The sequence below is a fragment of the Leucobacter manosquensis genome, from assembly GCF_018304845.1.
Taxonomy (GTDB): Bacteria; Actinomycetota; Actinomycetes; order Actinomycetales; family Microbacteriaceae; genus Leucobacter; species Leucobacter alluvii.
The window spans coordinates 2442211-2458133 of record NZ_JAFEVO010000001.1; the positions used below are offsets into that span (position 1 = coordinate 2442211).

Annotated in this window: 12 protein-coding genes; 7 read left to right on the forward strand and 5 right to left on the reverse strand. The window is 67.5% G+C overall.

The window, feature by feature from the left end; translation table 11 throughout:
• Window positions 1-149: 149 nt before the first annotated feature.
• The 5 genes from JSQ98_RS11395 to JSQ98_RS11415 all read right to left on the reverse strand — a co-directional run bounded on the left by JSQ98_RS11395 (window position 150) and on the right by JSQ98_RS11415 (window position 6950).
• Window positions 150-1004, reverse strand: coding sequence for a hypothetical protein (locus JSQ98_RS11395; protein WP_211649791.1), 855 nt, complete (start codon window positions 1002-1004; stop codon window positions 150-152).
• Between the two features lie 306 nt (window positions 1005-1310).
• Window positions 1311-2576 carry an alpha-hydroxy acid oxidase gene (locus JSQ98_RS11400; RefSeq protein WP_211649793.1) on the reverse strand — a complete coding sequence of 422 codons (1266 nt, stop codon included), beginning with the start codon at window positions 2574-2576 and terminating at the stop codon, window positions 1311-1313.
• A gap of 9 nt (window positions 2577-2585) precedes the next feature.
• On the reverse strand, window positions 2586-4079 hold the full coding sequence (locus tag JSQ98_RS11405; protein WP_211649794.1) for a rhamnulokinase: 1494 nt from the start codon (window positions 4077-4079) through the stop codon (window positions 2586-2588).
• A complete protein-coding gene (locus tag JSQ98_RS11410) occupies window positions 4076-6112 on the reverse strand; it encodes a bifunctional aldolase/short-chain dehydrogenase (RefSeq protein ID WP_211649795.1) in 2037 nt (678 codons plus the stop codon). Before JSQ98_RS11410 ends, JSQ98_RS11405 begins: the two co-directional genes overlap by 4 nt.
• A gap of 76 nt (window positions 6113-6188) precedes the next feature.
• Window positions 6189-6950 (reverse strand): DeoR/GlpR family DNA-binding transcription regulator, encoded by a 762-nt coding sequence (locus JSQ98_RS11415; protein WP_211649796.1) that lies wholly within the window; start codon window positions 6948-6950, stop codon window positions 6189-6191.
• Window positions 6951-6993: 43 nt separating this feature from the next.
• Between JSQ98_RS11415 and JSQ98_RS11420 the strand changes: the two genes are divergently transcribed.
• The 7 genes from JSQ98_RS11420 to JSQ98_RS11450 all read left to right on the forward strand — a co-directional run bounded on the left by JSQ98_RS11420 (window position 6994) and on the right by JSQ98_RS11450 (window position 15914).
• The gene (locus tag JSQ98_RS11420; RefSeq protein WP_211649797.1) at window positions 6994-7743 is read left to right on the forward strand and encodes a DeoR/GlpR family DNA-binding transcription regulator; all 750 of its coding nucleotides are present in this window, start codon (window positions 6994-6996) and stop codon (window positions 7741-7743) included.
• 144 nt (window positions 7744-7887) lie between these two features.
• Window positions 7888-9414 (forward strand): sugar ABC transporter ATP-binding protein, encoded by a 1527-nt coding sequence (locus JSQ98_RS11425; RefSeq protein ID WP_211649798.1) that lies wholly within the window; start codon window positions 7888-7890, stop codon window positions 9412-9414.
• Window positions 9411-10433 (forward strand): ABC transporter permease, encoded by a 1023-nt coding sequence (locus JSQ98_RS11430; RefSeq protein WP_200330541.1) that lies wholly within the window; start codon window positions 9411-9413, stop codon window positions 10431-10433. The genes JSQ98_RS11425 and JSQ98_RS11430 overlap by 4 nt, the downstream gene beginning before the upstream one ends.
• Before the next feature lie 37 nt (window positions 10434-10470).
• Window positions 10471-11445 carry a sugar ABC transporter substrate-binding protein gene (locus JSQ98_RS11435; protein WP_211649800.1) on the forward strand — a complete coding sequence of 325 codons (975 nt, stop codon included), beginning with the start codon at window positions 10471-10473 and terminating at the stop codon, window positions 11443-11445.
• A gap of 98 nt (window positions 11446-11543) precedes the next feature.
• Window positions 11544-12650: an NAD(P)-dependent oxidoreductase gene (locus JSQ98_RS11440; RefSeq protein ID WP_211649801.1), complete on the forward strand. Its 1107-nt coding sequence runs from the start codon at window positions 11544-11546 to the stop codon at window positions 12648-12650.
• A gap of 68 nt (window positions 12651-12718) precedes the next feature.
• A complete protein-coding gene (locus JSQ98_RS11445; protein ID WP_211649802.1) occupies window positions 12719-14146 on the forward strand; it encodes a xylulokinase in 1428 nt (475 codons plus the stop codon).
• 514 nt (window positions 14147-14660) lie between these two features.
• Window positions 14661-15914 carry a cupin domain-containing protein gene (locus JSQ98_RS11450; RefSeq protein ID WP_211649803.1) on the forward strand — a complete coding sequence of 418 codons (1254 nt, stop codon included), beginning with the start codon at window positions 14661-14663 and terminating at the stop codon, window positions 15912-15914.
• The last annotated feature ends 9 nt before the right edge of the window (window positions 15915-15923 follow it).

A 15923-nucleotide genomic window follows, 5' to 3' on the forward strand; every position in this document is an offset into this window, starting at 1 on the left:
CTGCCGCGTTGCCGCGCTGCGGCGCTGCCGCGCCTCAATCTGCGAGCGGGGTCACTTTGGGAGTGTGTCGCTCAGGAATGATCTATGACACGCTCCCAAAGTGACCCGCCGAGGAGAAATGGGTGGTCGCTCAGGCGACGCTGGTCTCCCTATCCGAGGTGTGCCCGCGCAGCTTCTATCGCCATGCCGAGGCCGACGAAGAAGCTGTGCGGGTCGTCGACGTCGGAGTCGAGAACTTGCAGAACAGTCCAACCTGCTTCGACCATGCTGCGGCGCCGTTGCAAGTCGAACCGCGCTTGATCGGGGCTCGAGAAGTGGTATCGACCTTCGTACTCAATCGCGATACGCAGTTCGGGGTAGCCGAGATCGGCATGGAACGTCCGTGCTCGCGTCGGCACAGGACAATTCACTTTCGGCTCCTCGAAGCCGGCAAGAATGATAGCAATTCGCAGAAAGCTCTCCGGAGGAGAATCGACCGGCGCGCGGAGTAGCGCGAGTGCGCGCGTGCGGAGTGGTCCGCCCACCGTGGTCCGATGGCGCTGGTGAGCATGTCGGAGCTCCTCGAGCGAGCAGAGTGGTGCGGCCCGCCCGCCCGGTGCGCCTCGGATTCGCGCGCCGGAGATCAGAAAATCTCCCGCGGCGACGAGGCCGGCGAGTGTAGTCACCGGGCCGAGCTGGCACCAGATATCACTGGCGGACGGAAGGGTGAGGCCGTGGTTTTCGGTCCACTGGAGTATCCCGCTCTTCACTCGGTGACCGTCGATGAGACGGTGCCGGGGTGCGCGTTGCGGCAGGAAGAACTCCTGCCTGAGCGTCATTCCCACCGCGATGCAACGGTCGCGGTAGCTGAAATCGTCGTACTCGAAATTCGGGTGCAGCACGATCCCGCGCCCGATCCGGCGCACATCGTTTGCACCGAGACGTTTCGAATGCACTCCGGCCTGAATCAGCTCCACGGAGCGATAGGCGCCGGGAGGAACATTGATGGTGTGCCGCCGTGACATAGTGCAAGCATCACTCTGCGCGGAATATGCCTGAGTCGAATATCAGTCTTGGTGGATATGTGGCGCGGATTCAGCGCTCCGGCAGGATGTGGGGGGAGAACCGCTGCACCCGGGGGAGGGTGCTAAACACGCCCCTTTCCCCCGCCCCCATCGCTTCCGTTGTTCGAGCCGGGTCACTTTCGGAGCGTGTCGACACGCTCCAGAAATGCGACACGCTCCCAAAGTGACCCGGCTCGTTGAAGTGCGGGGCGCCGCGGCCGCAGCGCAGCGGGGCGCAGCCGCGGCCGCCGCCGCTGCAGCGCAGCGCTACGCGCCAGCACGGGCGCGGGCCGCGGCGCCGTGCTCGAGCGGTGTGAGGCGCTGCAGCTGGGTGACGTGGGCGGGCTCGAGCTCCGCGATCGAGGCGACGCCGAGCAGCTTCATGGTGCGCTCGATCTCGTCGCGCAGGATCGCGATCGTGCGATCGACCCCGGCTCGCCCGCCGGCCATGAGCCCGTAGAGGTAGGCGCGTCCGATGAGGGTGAACTTCGCCCCGAGTGCGATCGATGCGACGATGTCGGCGCCGTTCATGATGCCGGTGTCGACCATCACCGTCGCGTCGCGACCGACCTCGCGCACGACCTGCGGCAGGAGGTGGAACGGGATCGGCGCCCGGTCGAGCTGGCGGCCGCCGTGGTTCGACAGGATGATGCCGTCGACGCCGAGGTCGATGAGCTTCGCCGCGTCCTCGACGGTCTGCACGCCCTTCACGACGAGCTTGCCGGGCCACATCTCGCGGATCACTTTGAGGTCTTCGTAGCTGATGGTGGGATCCATCGCGGCGTCGAGCAGCTCGCCGACGGTGCCGCCGGTCGTGGAGAGTGACGCGAATTCGAGCTTGGGGGTGGTGAGGAAATCGACCCACCACCACGGCCGGGGGATCGCGTTCACGATGGTGCCGAGGGTGAGCTGCGGCGGGATGGAGAATCCGTTGCGCTTGTCGCGCAGCCGAGCTCCGGCGACGGGCGTGTCGACGGTGAACTGCAGGGTGTCGAATCCGGCTTCCGCGGCACGGCGCACGAGGCCGTAGGAGATCTCGCGATCCTTCATCACATACAGCTGGAACCAGTTGCGGCCGTGGGGGTTGGCCGCTTTCACGTCTTCGATCGACGTGGTGCCGAGGGTGGAGAGCGTGAACGGGATGCCCGCGGCTCCGGCGGCGCCGGCTCCTGCGGTCTCGCCTTCGGTCTGCATGAGGCGGGTGAACCCGGTCGGGGCGATGCCGAAGGGCAGGGCGGAGGATCCGCCGAGGACCTGCACCGAGGTGTCGACGTTCGCGGCGGGCTTCAGGATGCCGGGGTGGAACTCGACGTCCTCGAACGCCTGGCGCGCGCGGGCGAGGGAGAGTTCGCCCTCTGCGGCGCCGTCGGTGTAGTCGAACGCCGCTTTCGGAGTGCGGCGCTTCGCGATGGTGCGCAGGTCGTTGATGGTGAGCGCGGAGTCGAGGCGGCGCTTCTTGCCGTCGAACTCGGGGCGCTTGAACTGCATGAGGTCGAGAAGTTCGGAGGGGTTGGGGAGTTGACGGGTAACCATGACTGAAACCTAACGCGAAGCGGGGGTGTAACGGATGGGGGCGGTGGATCGGGCCACGACGGCGCGCAGCTCGGCGAGGCCCGGGCCGATGAGGCCGAGCGTCTGCGCCTGGATGAGCAGGTTGCCCATCGCGGTCGCTTCGACGGGGCCGGCGAGCACTTCGAGGCCGGATCGGTCGGCGAGGCGCTGGCAGAGCAGGGTGTTCTGCGAGCCGCCGCCGACGACGTGGATGGTCGAGACTTCGCGATCCGCCAGTCGGCTCGCCGTCTCCACGGCGTCGGCGAATGCCACGGCGAGGCTCTCCGTGATCGAGCGGACGATCTCGGCCCGCCCCTCGGGTGCGCGTTCGCCGCGTGCTTCGAACCAGCGCACGATGCGGTCGGGCAGGTCGCCGGGCGGCATGAACTGGGGGTCGTTCGCGTCGAAGACGGGGATGGGGCCGGTGACCGATGCTGCGTCGGCGAGCAGTTCGCCGAGCAGGCTGGATCGCTGCGCGTTCGTCGCACCGGGCTCCCAGTGCCGCAGCGACTCCGAGAACAGCCATGTGCCCATGACGTTGTGCAGGAAGCGCGTGGTGCCCTCGATGCCGCCCTCGTTGGTGAAGTTCGCGAGGCGGGCGGCGTCGGTGAGCACGGGAGCGTCGAGTTCGAGGCCGACGAGGCCCCAGGTCCCGCACGAGATGTAGGCGAAGTCGGCTCGCGTGGCCGGTACCGCTGCGACGGCGGAGGCCGTGTCGTGCGAGGCGACCGCGACGACGTCGATCGCCCGGCCGATGACCTTCGCCGCGTCTCCGGTGACGGGCCCGAGGCGGGTGCCCGCCTCGATGAGCTGCGGCAGGATGCGCGCGGGAATGCCCGCCTCTTCCGCGAGTTCGAGATCCCATTCGCGTGATCGCGGATCGAGCAGCCCGGTGGTCGACGCGTTGCTGCGCTCCGCGGCCTCCACTCCGGTGAGCCAGTAGTTCAACAGGTCCGGCACGAGCAGTGCGCGGTCGGCCACGTCGAGCAGGCCGTCTTCTGCGGCGAGCTGGAAGATCGTGTTGAAGGTGAGATGCTGCAGGCCGTTGCGGGCGTAGAGGCGCTCGGCCGGTACGCGCGCGTGCACAGCTGCGACGCCGGCTTCGCAGCGCGCATCGCGGTAGTGGTAGGGGATGCCGAGCAGGCGGCCGTGACGCAGCAGGCCGTAGTCGACCGCCCACGAGTCGATGCCGATCGACGCGATCTTTCCAGGGGCGCTGCGCTCGGCGGCGGCGAGCCCCTGCAGCGCCTGGTGGTAGAGCTCGAGGAAGTTCCAGTGCAGGCCGTCGCTCGTGCGCACGGGGTCGTTCGCGAAGCGCGCCACGTGCTGGGTGCGCAGTTCGGCACCGTCTGGGCCGTGCTCGATGCGGCCGACGATGACGCGCCCGCTCGTCGCCCCGAGGTCGACTGCTGCGACGGCGCGACCGGCGGCCGGAGCGCCGACGTCGGCGCCGCCGACCGCCGATCCTGCAGCCGCGTCGCTCATCGCAGGAACGCCGCGGCGACGCCGGAATCGACGGGGATGTGGAGACCGGTGGTGCGCGTCAGCTCGGGGCCGGTGAGCACGTAGACCGCGTCGGCGACGTTCTCGGGCACGACCTCGCGCTTCAGGATGGTGCGGTTCGCGTAGAATTGGCCGAGATCTTCTTCCTTGACGCCGTAGGTCGCGGCGCGGTTGGCGCCCCACCCCGCTGCGAAGATCCCGGATCCGCGCACGACGCCGTCGGGGTTGATGCCGTTGACGCGGATGCCGTGCTCGCCGAGTTCGACGGCGAGGAGCCGCACCTGGTGGGCCTGGTCGGCCTTGGTGGCGGAGTACGCGATGTTGTTCGGGCCGGCGAAGACGCTGTTCTTGGAGGAGATGTAGATGACGTCGCCCCCGAGCTTCTGCGCGATCATGGCGCGTGCGGCGGCCTGGGCGACGAGGAAGGAGCCTTTCGCCATGACGTCGTGCTGCAGGTTCCAGTCGGCTTCGGTGGTGTCGAGCAGGGACTTCGAGAGCGAGAGCCCGGCGTTGTTGACGACGAGGTCGATGCCGCCGAATGCGAGCACCGCGGCGTCGATCGCGCCCTGTACGGCTGCCGCGTCGGCGACGTTCGCTGCCACGCCGATGGCGACGTCTGCATTCCCGAGCTCGGCTGCTGCGGCCTGCGCCTTCTCGAGGTCGAGATCGGCCACGACGACGCACGCGCCCTCGGCGGCGAGGCGCGTTGCGATCGCCTTCCCGATGCCGGAGGCGGCGCCGGTGACGAAGGCGATGCGGCCCTGGTGCGACTTCGGTTTCGGCATGCGCTGGAGTTTGGCCTCCTCGAGAGCCCAGTACTCGATGCGGAACTTCTCTGCGTCGCTGATGGGGGCGTAGGTGGAGAGCGACTCGGCACCGCGCATGACGTTGATGGCGTTGACGTAGAACTCGCCGGCGACGCGTGCGGTCTGCTTGTTCGCGCCGTAGCTGAACATGCCGACGCCCGGGATGAGCACGATGAGCGGATCGGCGCCGCGCATGGCGGGGCTCGTCTCGTCGGCGTGCGCCTCGTAGTAGGCGCGGTAGTCCTCGCGGTACGCCGCGTGCAGTTCGTGCAGGCGATTGATCTGATCCTCGGCCGTGGCGGTGGCCGGCAGATCGAGTACGAGCGGCTTCACCTTTGTGCGCAGGAAGTGGTCGGGGCAACTTGTGCCGAGCGCCGCGAGCGGGGCGAGCTTCTCGCGGGACAGGAAGTCGAGCACGGCGTCGGAGTCAGTGAAGTGCCCGACCATCGGCTTGTCGGTGCTCGCGATTCCCCGCACCACCGGCGCGAGCTGGGCTGCGCGGGCGCGGCGCTCGGTCTCGGGCAGCGGCTCGAATCCGGCGACGACGCCGCCGAAGGGTTCGGGTGCGCCGTGCTCGGCGATGTAGGCGGCAGCGGTGTCGATGATCCAGAGCGAATTCCGCTCGCTCTCCTCGCTCGTGTCGCCCCAGGCCGTGATGCCGTGGCCGCCGAGGATGCAGCCGATCGCCTCGGGATGCTCCGCCTTGATGGCGGCGATGTCGAGGCCGAGCTGGAAGCCGGGGCGGCGCCAGGGCACCCACACGACCTTGTCGCCGAAGATCTTCGCGGTGAGCGCTTCGCCGTCGGCTGCGGTCGCGATCGCGATGCCGGAGTCGGGGTGCAGGTGGTCGACGTGGGCCGCGTCGACGAGGCCGTGCATTGCGGTGTCGATCGACGGCGCCGCGCCGCCCTTGCCGTGGAGGCAGTAGTCGAGGGCTGCGACCATTTCGTCTTCGCGCTCGAGGCCGGGGTAGACGTTCACGAGTGCGCGGAGGCGGTCGATGCGCAGCGCCGAGAGCCCGGCGGCGGTGAGCGTGCCGAGGTCGCCGCCGGAGCCCTTGACCCACATGAGTTCGACGTCTTCGCCGGTCACGGGATCGGTGGTGAACCCCTTCGCCGACGTGTTGCCGCCCGCGAAGTTCGTGTTCTTCTTATCTGCGCCGAGTCGGTTCGAGCGGGCGATGAGTGCCTGGGCGGTGGGGTCGGTCATGGGTGCCTCCGGAGCTGCCGTTTGTTGCTTCGTGTGAATTTAACACGAAATAACATGCTCGACAAGCGATCGTGCATCATCGGATCTCGACGAGGTCCCGATACGGATCGAGCCTGGGATCTGCGGGGTCGAGTTCCGTGATGAGCGTCGAAACGGCGGAGAGCTCGAGCGCCATGCCGGTCGAGCGCTTTCCGAGCTTCGACGAGTCGGCGCAGAGCACGGTCGCGTCGGCGGACTGCGCGAGGTGGCGCTTCACCTCGGCTTCCGCGAGCGACGCTTCTGAGGTGCCTCCCTCCGGGCTGATCCCGTCGGAGGAGGTGAAGAACACGCGCGTGTGCAGGAGGCGCGCTCCGGCGTTCGCAATCGGGCCGACCAGGCTGCCGGTGATCGCCTCGTGCGCACCGCCCGTCAACTGGGCTTCCACGCCGCCGAGACGCGCGAGCAATTCGAAGGTCTGGACGGAGTTGGTGCACGCGGTGAGCGCGCCGTGATCGCCGAGCATCTCAGCGAGGGCGTTGACCGTCGTCGATGCGTCGAGGGCGATCGCACCTCGACGGGGCACGAGATCGAGTGCCTTGCGCGCGATCGCGCGCTTCGCGCTCCCACGGGTCGCAAGCCGTTCGTCGTAGCTGCGCGGGCCGGTGGCGGGCACGGCGCCCCCGCGCACCCGTCGCACCGATCCCTCGACCTCGAGCATCTCCAGGTCGCGCCGAATGGTCATCGTCGAGACGTCGAACTGCGTCGCGGCCTGCTCGATGGAGATCTCACCCGCGGTGCGCGCGAGTTCGACGAGTTCTCTGCGCCGCCGCTCTCCCTCGATGCTTCCGTTCACGGCCATGTCTCTGAGCTTAGTGACCCGGCGCTACTACGCTAGGACCACCATGGTCTCCCTCGCCGCCGAAGAACGACGCGCCTGGCTGCTGCAGCGGCTCAGTGCGCTCCAGCGCGTCTCGCTGGCCGAGGCCGCATCGGAGCTGGGCGTCAGCGAGATGACCGTTCGACGGGACCTCGACGGCCTGGAGCTGGGCGGCACCATTCGCCGGGTGCGCGGCGGCGCCATGTACACCGGTCCCGTGAGCTTTCACGGCCGCGAGCAGTCTCAGGCCGCCGAGAAGGCGACCATCGCCGAGAAGCTGCTTCCGCTCGTGCCGACCAGCGGAATGATCGCGCTCGACTCGTCGACCACGATGCATCAGCTCGCTCAGCGCATCTCCGGGTCGGGAGACCTCACCGTCGTCACGAACGGGATGCTCACCTTCCAGGCGCTCCAGGAGCGGCCCGGCTTGACCGCCGTGCTCACCGGAGGAGCGGCCGATCGGCGAAGCGACTCGCTGGTGGGGCCCGTCACCACGGGCTTCGTCTCCCGCGTCCACTTCTCGGCGTTCTTCGCGTCTGCCGCTTCCCTGGACGAGCGGGGCTGCCATGAGAGCACGCTCGAGGAGGCCGAGGTGAAGCGGGCGATCGCGCGTGCTTCGGAGCGCGTGCTGATCGGCGTGCACAGCGAGAAGCTCGGCAGTGTCTCCGTCGCGCACGCCGTTGATATCGATGAGATCGACACCCTCGCGACCGAGCTCGCCCCCAATGCTCGTGATCTCGCGGCGTTCCGCCGCCTCGTCTCCGACTTGCGCTGACGCGCCGAGGCGGTGGTCCGGGTCCGTGGGGCCTGGGTGCGCCGTTGCGTCATCGTTACTTCACAAAAGTTGACAAAACCTCACATCTTGTAACACACTCATGTCTTGAAGGTGACGCCACGATGACGTGAGGAGCGTGCAGCAATGTCCCTACAGGACGTATCGACGGCCACCGGCCGCGGGGCAGGTCTGTCATTGCAGGTCGACCGGCTGGTGAAGGAATACCCCGGGGTTCGCGCACTCGACGGTGTCAGTCTCGACCTGCGGCCCGGTGAGGTGCACGCGATCATCGGCGAGAACGGTGCGGGCAAGTCGACGCTCATCAAGACCCTCTCGGGCGCCATCGCCCCGACCAGCGGCACGATCGCCGTCGATGGGGTGGTCCATGAACGGCTCACGCCTCAGCTGGCCAGGGAGCTCGGGATCGCGGTGATCTACCAAGAGTTCACGCTCTTCCCGAACCTCAGCGCATCCGAGAACGTCTTTCTCGGAGAGTTCATCATGAAGGGGCCGGTGCTCGACCGCAAGACCATGGCGGCGAGATCGCGTTCGCTCTTCGAGCGACTCGGAGTATCGATCGCGCCGAACGCCCTCGTCGAGACGCTCACCACCGGCTACCAGCAGATCGTCGAGATCGCGAAAGCGCTGTCGAAGGAGGCGAAGCTGCTCATCATGGACGAGCCGTCAGCGCCGCTCACCGCCTCCGAGGTCGACGCCATGTTCGCGATCGTCGACGTGCTCAAGCGCGAGGGCATGACCATCGTCTACATCTCGCACCGCATGGAAGAGGTCTTCCGGCTCTCCGATCGGGTCACCGTGCTGCGCGACGGTCAGTACGTCGGCACGGTCGACACCCCCGCCACCACGAAGCGCGAACTCATCTCGATGATGGTCGGCCGTGAGCTCGGGGAAGACTACCCGACGCGCACGAACGTGCTGACCGAACCGTCGCTGACGGTGACCGGCTTGACCGGCAACGGCGTGCGCGACATCAGCTTCGTCGCGCGAAAGGGAGAGATCCTCGGGTTCGCGGGTTTGATCGGCGCCGGTCGCACCGAGCTCATGGAGCTCGTCTTCGGGGCGAAACGGCCGGAATCCGGCACGGTCGCCCTGCACGGCAACTCGGTGCTCTCGCTCAACCCGATCGCGGCGATCAGGAACGGCATCGCCCTGGTCCCTGAAGACCGCAAACGGCACGGCCTGATCCTCGAGTTCTCGATCGAGCAGAACATCTCCCTGCCACGGCTCCCGGCGATGTCGCGCGCCGGCGTCATCTCGACCGCGGCCGAGCGCGAACTCTCCGACCGCTACATGCGCGAGCTGCGCATCAAGGCGCCGAGCGGCGCCGAGATCGTCGGCAATCTGAGCGGCGGCAATCAGCAGAAGGTCGTACTCGCGAAGTGGCTGGCCACGAGCCCGGAAGTGCTCATCTTCGATGAACCCACCCGGGGCATCGACATCGGGGCGCGGCATGAGATCTACCTGATCATGAACCGGCTCGCGGAGGAGGGGAAGACGATCCTGATGATCTCCTCCGATATGGAAGAGCTCATCGGCATGTCCGACCGGGTCGTCGTGCTGCAGGAGGGCCTGCAACGCGGGCTGCTCGAATCGGAAGACATCACTCAGGAAGCCATCCTCACGCTGGCTTCGGAAGGAGACCTCGCATGATCTCGAAGTTCCGACCGCGACTGCACGAGCTCGGGATCGTGCTGGTGCTGGTGCTGCTCATCATCGGTTTCAGCGCGCTCTCCCCGAACTTCTTGGACGCGAACAACCTGTTCAACATTCTTCGCCAGGTCACGACGCTCGGGATCGTGGCCGTGGGATTCGCGTTCGTGCTGCTGACCGGCGGCATCGACCTCTCCGTCGGCTACCAGATCTCGTTGTACGTCGTCGTGTGCGGCATCATGATGGCGCAATTCGACGTTCCCTGGCCGCTCGCGATCGTACTCGTGCTCGTGCTCGGCGTCGTGATCGGGCTGATCAACGGGCTGATCATCACCCTGACGGGTGTGGCCCCGCTGATCGTCACCCTCTCCATGATGACGATCCTCAACGGCGTCAGCTACCTGCTCTCCAAGGGCCTGCCGATCTCCGGCTTCCCGAGCGGCTTCTCCGTGCTCGGGCAGGGCGCCGTCATCGGCATCCCGATCTCCGTCATCGTGCTCGCCCTCGTCTGGGCGATCGGGTACTTCATCGCGAATCAGACCTACATCGGTCGGTACTTCTACGCGATCGGCAACAACGTCGAGGCGGCGCGCCTGTCCGGTGTGAATACGCGACGCACCCTGCTGCTCGTCTACGCAGTGAGCGGCCTCTTCACCGCCGTCGGCGCGATCCTGCTGCTGTCTCGACTGAACTCGGCGCAGTCGGCCACCGGAGCCGGGTTCGAATTCAGCGTGCTGACCGCATGCGTGCTCGGCGGCGTGAGCGTCATGGGCGGGCGCGGGAGCCTGTTCGGTGCGTTCATCGGCGTGCTCATCGTCGGCGTGCTCGACAACGGTCTCGTGCTGCTCAACGTCAGCGAGTACGTGCAGCTCGTGATCAAGGGCCTCATCCTGCTGGTCGCGGTGATCTACGACGCCACCTCGAAGCGCTCCGGCGGGCGGCGCAAGCAGATCGGTGGCGTGTCCATCTCACGAGGGCCGACGGCTGAACCGAAGACCGCGACCGTCCCCCTCTCCTGAACCCTCCGTTCTCGCGGAAACCAACGAAAGGAACCCCATGAAGAAGATCACTGCGATTGCGGCGACAGGAGCACTGCTGCTCGGTCTCGCAGCGTGCAGCTCCGGCGGGAGCAGCGCCGCTCCGTCCGACACCGAATTCTCGGTCGGCGTCACATTCTCCGATCTCTCCAATCCCGTCTGGGCTGAGCTCGTGCAGGAGGCGCAGTCCTACGGCGCCGAGGAAGGCGTCGAGGTCAACTACGTCGACGCCAAGAGCGATGCAGCCACGCAGGTGACGCAGATCGAGAACTTCATCCAGCAGGATGTGGACGCGATCATCATCTGCGCCGTCGATTCGGAATCGCTCAAGGCGGCGACGCAGAAGGCGCAGGACGCGGGTATCAAGATCGTCGGGTACACCCAGGTGCTCGACAACTACGACGCCCAGTACCTGGTCGATGCATACGAGACCGGGTACGCGAACGGCGAAGCCGCTGCGGAGTGGATCAACGAGAACCACGGCGATGAGGACGTCGTCGAGTGGGCGCTGATGGACCTGCCGACGTTCCCCGAGATCATCGATCGCGCGAACGGCATCAAGGACGCGGTGGAGGAGATCGCGCCGAACGCCGAACTCGTCGCGACGAACTCCGCGCTGACCGCCGAGGAGGGCGTGACGAACGCCGAGAACTTCCTGCAGGCCAACCCCGATCTGAAGATGATCGCCACGATCGGCGGCGGCGGCGCGCAGGGCGGCAACGAGGGAGTCAAGGCGAGCGGGATCACCGACTTCGACTCCTTCGGACTGTTCGGGATCGACGCCACCCAGATCGAGATCGAGAACATCATCAAGGGCGACCCGCAGAAGAGCTCCATCAGCCTCGGCGGCGGCAAAGCGCACGGGCGGACGCTGATCGACATCACCTCCGACCTGCTGAACGGCGAAGAGGTCGAGAAGGACCAGTTCATGCCGATCACCGTGATCGACGAGAGCAACGCGCAGGACTACTTCGACGAGATGTTCGGCGGCTAATCAGATATCGGGGGCGGCGCGAACCGGATCGGGTCGCGCCGCCCTGTCACTGCCAGCACCGTCGCGCGACGGCAGGCGAACGTCGAGGAGACAGACACATGACACGCATTCTTGCGGCCGGAGACTTGTTCATCCGGTCGACCCGTCTTCGCAGCGCGATCGAACTCGCCCTGAGCGGGGCTGGGGGCCCGGGATCCGAGATCGAGGTGAGGGAGATCGAGTTCCCGTGGCCCGACGCGCCGTTCGGGCGAGTGGGAGAGGTCGACGAGGCCTCCGGGACGGAGGAGGAACTCATCGAAGCGCTCGACGGGGTCACCGCCATCGCCACGCAGCTCGCGCCGCTCACGGAACGCGTACTCGCGGCCTGCCCAGACCTGCGTCTGATCGCGGTCTCGCGCGGCGGCCCGACGAACGTGAACCTCGACGCCGCGCGGGCCCGCGGAGTCGCCGTCGCGAATGTCCCGGGCCGCAACGGCATCTCCACCGCCGAGATGACGATCGGGCTCGCGCTCGCGCTCCTCCGCCGCATCCCGCTCTCGCACAACACGCTGCTGTCTCACGAGTGGCGGGGAGAGTTCTATCGGCATGAGGAGGTCGGCGGCGAGGTCAAGGGGTCGACCATCGGGCTCCTCGGCGCAGGCGCCGTGGGCGGGCACGTCGCAGGTGTCTTCGCAGCCATGGGAGCCGACGTGCTCGTCTACGATCCGTACGTGCAATCGGGATCACTGGGCTCCGGCGTGCGGTCGGCGCCCAGCATCGAGGACGTCTTCGCGCAATCCGATCTCGTATCCGTGCACGCGCGACTCTCTCCCGAGACGACCCATATGGTCAATGCCGAACGGCTCGCACTCATGCGCCCGGGTTCGCGTCTCGTGAACGCCGCGAGGGGCGGCCTCGTCGATTACGACGCCGTTGCCGATGCCGTGGAGCGCGGGCACCTTGCGGGCGCCGCGTTCGACGTCTTCCCCGAAGAACCGGTCGACTTCACGCACCGCATCTTCGGCTTGGCGGCGACCGGGCACGACATCGTCTTCACCCCGCACATCGCCGGAGCGAGCCGTGAGACCGCGGATCGCGCGGCAGACGGCGTGGCGGAGGAGATACGCCGGTATTTCTCGGGCGAACCGCTGCTGCACCCGCTCGTCGAGGCGCCGTCCCCCACGATCACCCGCCCCGCGCCGAGCCCGACCGCGCTGGGGCGGTAGCCTGCTCTGGCCCGTGCTGGGCAGGGCGCGACCGTCACCGGACCCTTCGACGAAGAGGAACTCACCCCATGACCCAACTGCTGCTCGGCATCGACGTCGGTACGAGTTCGGTGAAAGTGGTCGCGACGGATCGGGCTGGCACGCTCGTCGCCGATGCGTCGCAGCGATACCCGACCGCGACCGCTGGCGCGGCCGCCGAGCAGGATGCGACGGCGTGGTGGGAGGCGGTCTGCGCGTTGACGCGGCAGGTCGTCGCCGGAAGAACGGTACTGGCGGTCGCCGTCACCGCGCAGGCTCCGACACTGGTGCCCGTGGATCGGAGCGGATCGCCGACGTGTGCGGCGCTCACGTGGCTCGACCGGCGGGCGACGGCCGAAGCTGAGCGGATCGCGGAGATCGTTCCCCATTCGCGCAACGGCGCGGATCCCTTCTTCGGCACCGCGAAGCTGCCGTGGCTCGCCGCGCACCGGCCCGAGGCGCTCGCCGCCGCGGAGCATGTGCTGTCTGCGAACGGCTTCATCGTGCGCCGTCTCAGCGGCGTCGCCGCGCTCGACGACACGACGGCCGCACTCATGCAGGGCTTCGACGACGAAACCGGTGCCTTCGACGCGGCGCTGCTCGATGCCGAAGACTCGCTCGCATATCTGCCGCCCATCGTGGCCGCGCGAACGATCGTCGGCACCGTCACACTCGAGGCAGCCCAGGCGACCGGCATCACCGCGGGGGCGAGCGTCGTCGCCGGAGGCATCGACTCGATCGGTTCAGCGCTCGAAGCCGGCGTGGTCGAGGTCGGCGATCCGCTCGTCGATATGACCGGGTTCTCGAGCGTCACGATTCTCGCGGTACCGCGCGGCACACGCGTTCCCGGTTTCATCCACACGCGGCACTGCGTGGCGGACGTCGATCTGCTCATCACGGCGCAGGTGACCGCGGGCGCCACCATCGACTGGGTGAACGGCCTCGAAGGCGCAACGGACCTGCGCGAAGACGCCGTGCTCCTGCAGCTGCCGAGACCCGGCGAGCTCACCATGGTGACGAGCCTCGCCGGCGAGCGCACGCCGGGGTGGAATCCGCACTCCCGCGGAGTGATCGACGGCATATCGCTCGCGACGACCGCCTCTGATCTGATGCTCGCCGCGATGGAGGGCAACGCCCTCGCCCTGGCTCGCGACATCGCGACGGTTCGCGAGGCGGGGTTCCCGATCGATCGCGTCGTATCGACGGGCGGCGGGTCGGCATCGCGCGCCTGGTCGCAGATCAAGGCCGATGTGCTGGGGGTGCGCGTCGATCATCCCGCGAGCGGGCACGGTGCGGCGCAGGGGGCGGCCATGCTTGCTGGAATCGCGACGGGCGCGATCGACTCGCTCGACGCGATCCGCTCGCACGGTCGTGAACTCGAGGCGAGCTTCACGCCGGACGCCCTGTTGACAGCGGCCTACGCGGAACGGACTGCTCACTTCGCGACGCTCAGCGCCCTGAACGACCGCCGCCGCTGAGCCGCGCGAATCGACGCGCCCTCTGCCCCGTCGCGGCGACCCTGCCACCACCGACCACGGCCAACTTCCAGCGGGGTCACTTTGGGAGGGTGTCGCGGTCGAATACCAGCATGACACCCTCCCAAAGTGACCCGGCTCGCTTGGCGGCCCGGCTCGCTTGGCGGCCCGGTTCGCTTGGCGGCCCGGTTCGCTTGGCGGCCCGGCTCGCTTGGCGGCCCGGTTCGCTTGGCGGCGGCGGCGCCGCGCGGTCGGTGGGAGCGGGCCAGCGGTGCGTCGTGCGCGCCGGTCCACCGCTTCATTGATCCATTTCGGCGTCCACGGTCCGGGAATGTGGCGGGAGCGCGAGCGCCCGTGTCGAGCGATCGCGCAGCGCTGCAGGGAGTTTCGGGGTAACGATTCCGTATCGGCCCCACCGCCTATTGTGCCGCGCGAAACAATTTGGTAGTTTCAATGAAACCTGCTTGGTTCAATGAACCAGAGAAGCGTACGCAGCATCACCACAAAGGAGTGAGTAATGGCACAGGCCGGTCCATACGCGGGAGTCACGAGTTCTGAAGCCGCGATCGAACGCGCGATGAACGATGCGAACGGCGTGCTGCGTCTCGCTCCCGCTTGGGTGCCGCGCGCGTTCTGCACCCCGGGTCGGCGTATCCGGCTGCACCCAGACGACTACTTCCCGCTGGGCAAGGAGCGCGGCGGCATCGATGAGCGTTGGTTGGCGAGTGCGATCCGGGCCGAGAACGGGCCGCGCACCGACCCGTTCGAAGGTCTGAGCCTCGTGCGCGATCCCGACGGCGGGGTGATCCCGCTCGATGAACTCATCGCGCACGCGAAGGGCGATGCCATCGGTGCGCTGTGGGAGTCGCACGGCCTCTGGCCGATGTACTCGAAGTTCTTCGACAACGAGTTCCCGCTGCCGTTCCACATCCATCACCGCGATGAACACGCCGCCCTCGTCGGCAAGCCCGGCAAGCCAGAGGCCTATTACTTCCCGCCGCAGATGAACAACCATGGCGGACAGTTCCCGTACACGTTCTTCGGGCTTCACCCGGAGGTCACGAAAGAGCAGCTCCGCGACAAACTCGCGGCCTTCCTCCGCGGCGGCGACAACCGCATCACCGACCTGTCCAAGGCGTATCGCATCACCCCTGGCACCGGATGGGACGTGCCCGCAGGTGTCCTGCACGCACCGGCCAGCATGTGCACCTACGAGCCTCAGGCGGCGTGCGATGTGTTCGCGATGACCGAGTCGTGGTCGAACAATCGCGAGGTTCCGGACGAACTGATGTGGAAGGACGTGCCCGCGAGCAATGTCGGCGACCTGGACTTCATCGTCGATCTCGCGGACTGGGACCTGAACATCGACGCCGACTTCTGGAGTCACCGCTTCACTCCGCCGGTCGAGACAGTCGAAAGCCGCGCCGGGTCGCCTGAGTACACGGAGCGCTGGATCACCTACCGCGCGACTGCGTTCAGCGCCAAGGAACTCACCGTCGCTCCGGGCGGGTCCGTCACCGTGGGCGACCGGGACGCGCACGGACTCATCGCGGTCGCCGGGCACGGCAGCATCGGCGGGCAGCACATCGCGGCGATCTCGAGCATCCGATATGGGCAGTTCTCGAGCGATGAGTTCTTCATCACGGCGGGCGCCGCATCGGGCGGGGTGCAGGTGGTCAACACGTCGACGACCGACGATCTGGTCATTCTGAAGCACTTCGGGCCCGGCAATCAGCAGCTCGCGAGCGAACGCGTCGAGCTGGGACTCTAACGATGTCCG

Bases quoted from the DNA above. Each gene is read 5' to 3' on its own strand.
- JSQ98_RS11400 (WP_211649793.1), bottom strand. From the start codon at position 2,576: ATGGTTACCCGTCAACTCCCCAACCCCTCCGAACTTCTCGACCTCATG.
- JSQ98_RS11395 (WP_211649791.1), bottom strand. From the start codon at position 1,004: ATGTCACGGCGGCACACCATCAATGTTCCTCCCGGCGCCTATCGCTCC.
- JSQ98_RS11405 (WP_211649794.1), bottom strand. From the start codon at position 4,079: ATGAGCGACGCGGCTGCAGGATCGGCGGTCGGCGGCGCCGACGTCGGC.
- JSQ98_RS11420 (WP_211649797.1), top strand. From the start codon at position 6,994: ATGGTCTCCCTCGCCGCCGAAGAACGACGCGCCTGGCTGCTGCAGCGG.
- JSQ98_RS11435 (WP_211649800.1), top strand. From the start codon at position 10,471: ATGAAGAAGATCACTGCGATTGCGGCGACAGGAGCACTGCTGCTCGGT.
- JSQ98_RS11445 (WP_211649802.1), top strand. From the start codon at position 12,719: ATGACCCAACTGCTGCTCGGCATCGACGTCGGTACGAGTTCGGTGAAA.
- JSQ98_RS11415 (WP_211649796.1), bottom strand. From the start codon at position 6,950: ATGGCCGTGAACGGAAGCATCGAGGGAGAGCGGCGGCGCAGAGAACTC.
- JSQ98_RS11450 (WP_211649803.1), top strand. From the start codon at position 14,661: ATGGCACAGGCCGGTCCATACGCGGGAGTCACGAGTTCTGAAGCCGCG.
- JSQ98_RS11430 (WP_200330541.1), top strand. From the start codon at position 9,411: ATGATCTCGAAGTTCCGACCGCGACTGCACGAGCTCGGGATCGTGCTG.
- JSQ98_RS11440 (WP_211649801.1), top strand. From the start codon at position 11,544: ATGACACGCATTCTTGCGGCCGGAGACTTGTTCATCCGGTCGACCCGT.
- JSQ98_RS11425 (WP_211649798.1), top strand. From the start codon at position 7,888: ATGTCCCTACAGGACGTATCGACGGCCACCGGCCGCGGGGCAGGTCTG.
- JSQ98_RS11410 (WP_211649795.1), bottom strand. From the start codon at position 6,112: ATGACCGACCCCACCGCCCAGGCACTCATCGCCCGCTCGAACCGACTC.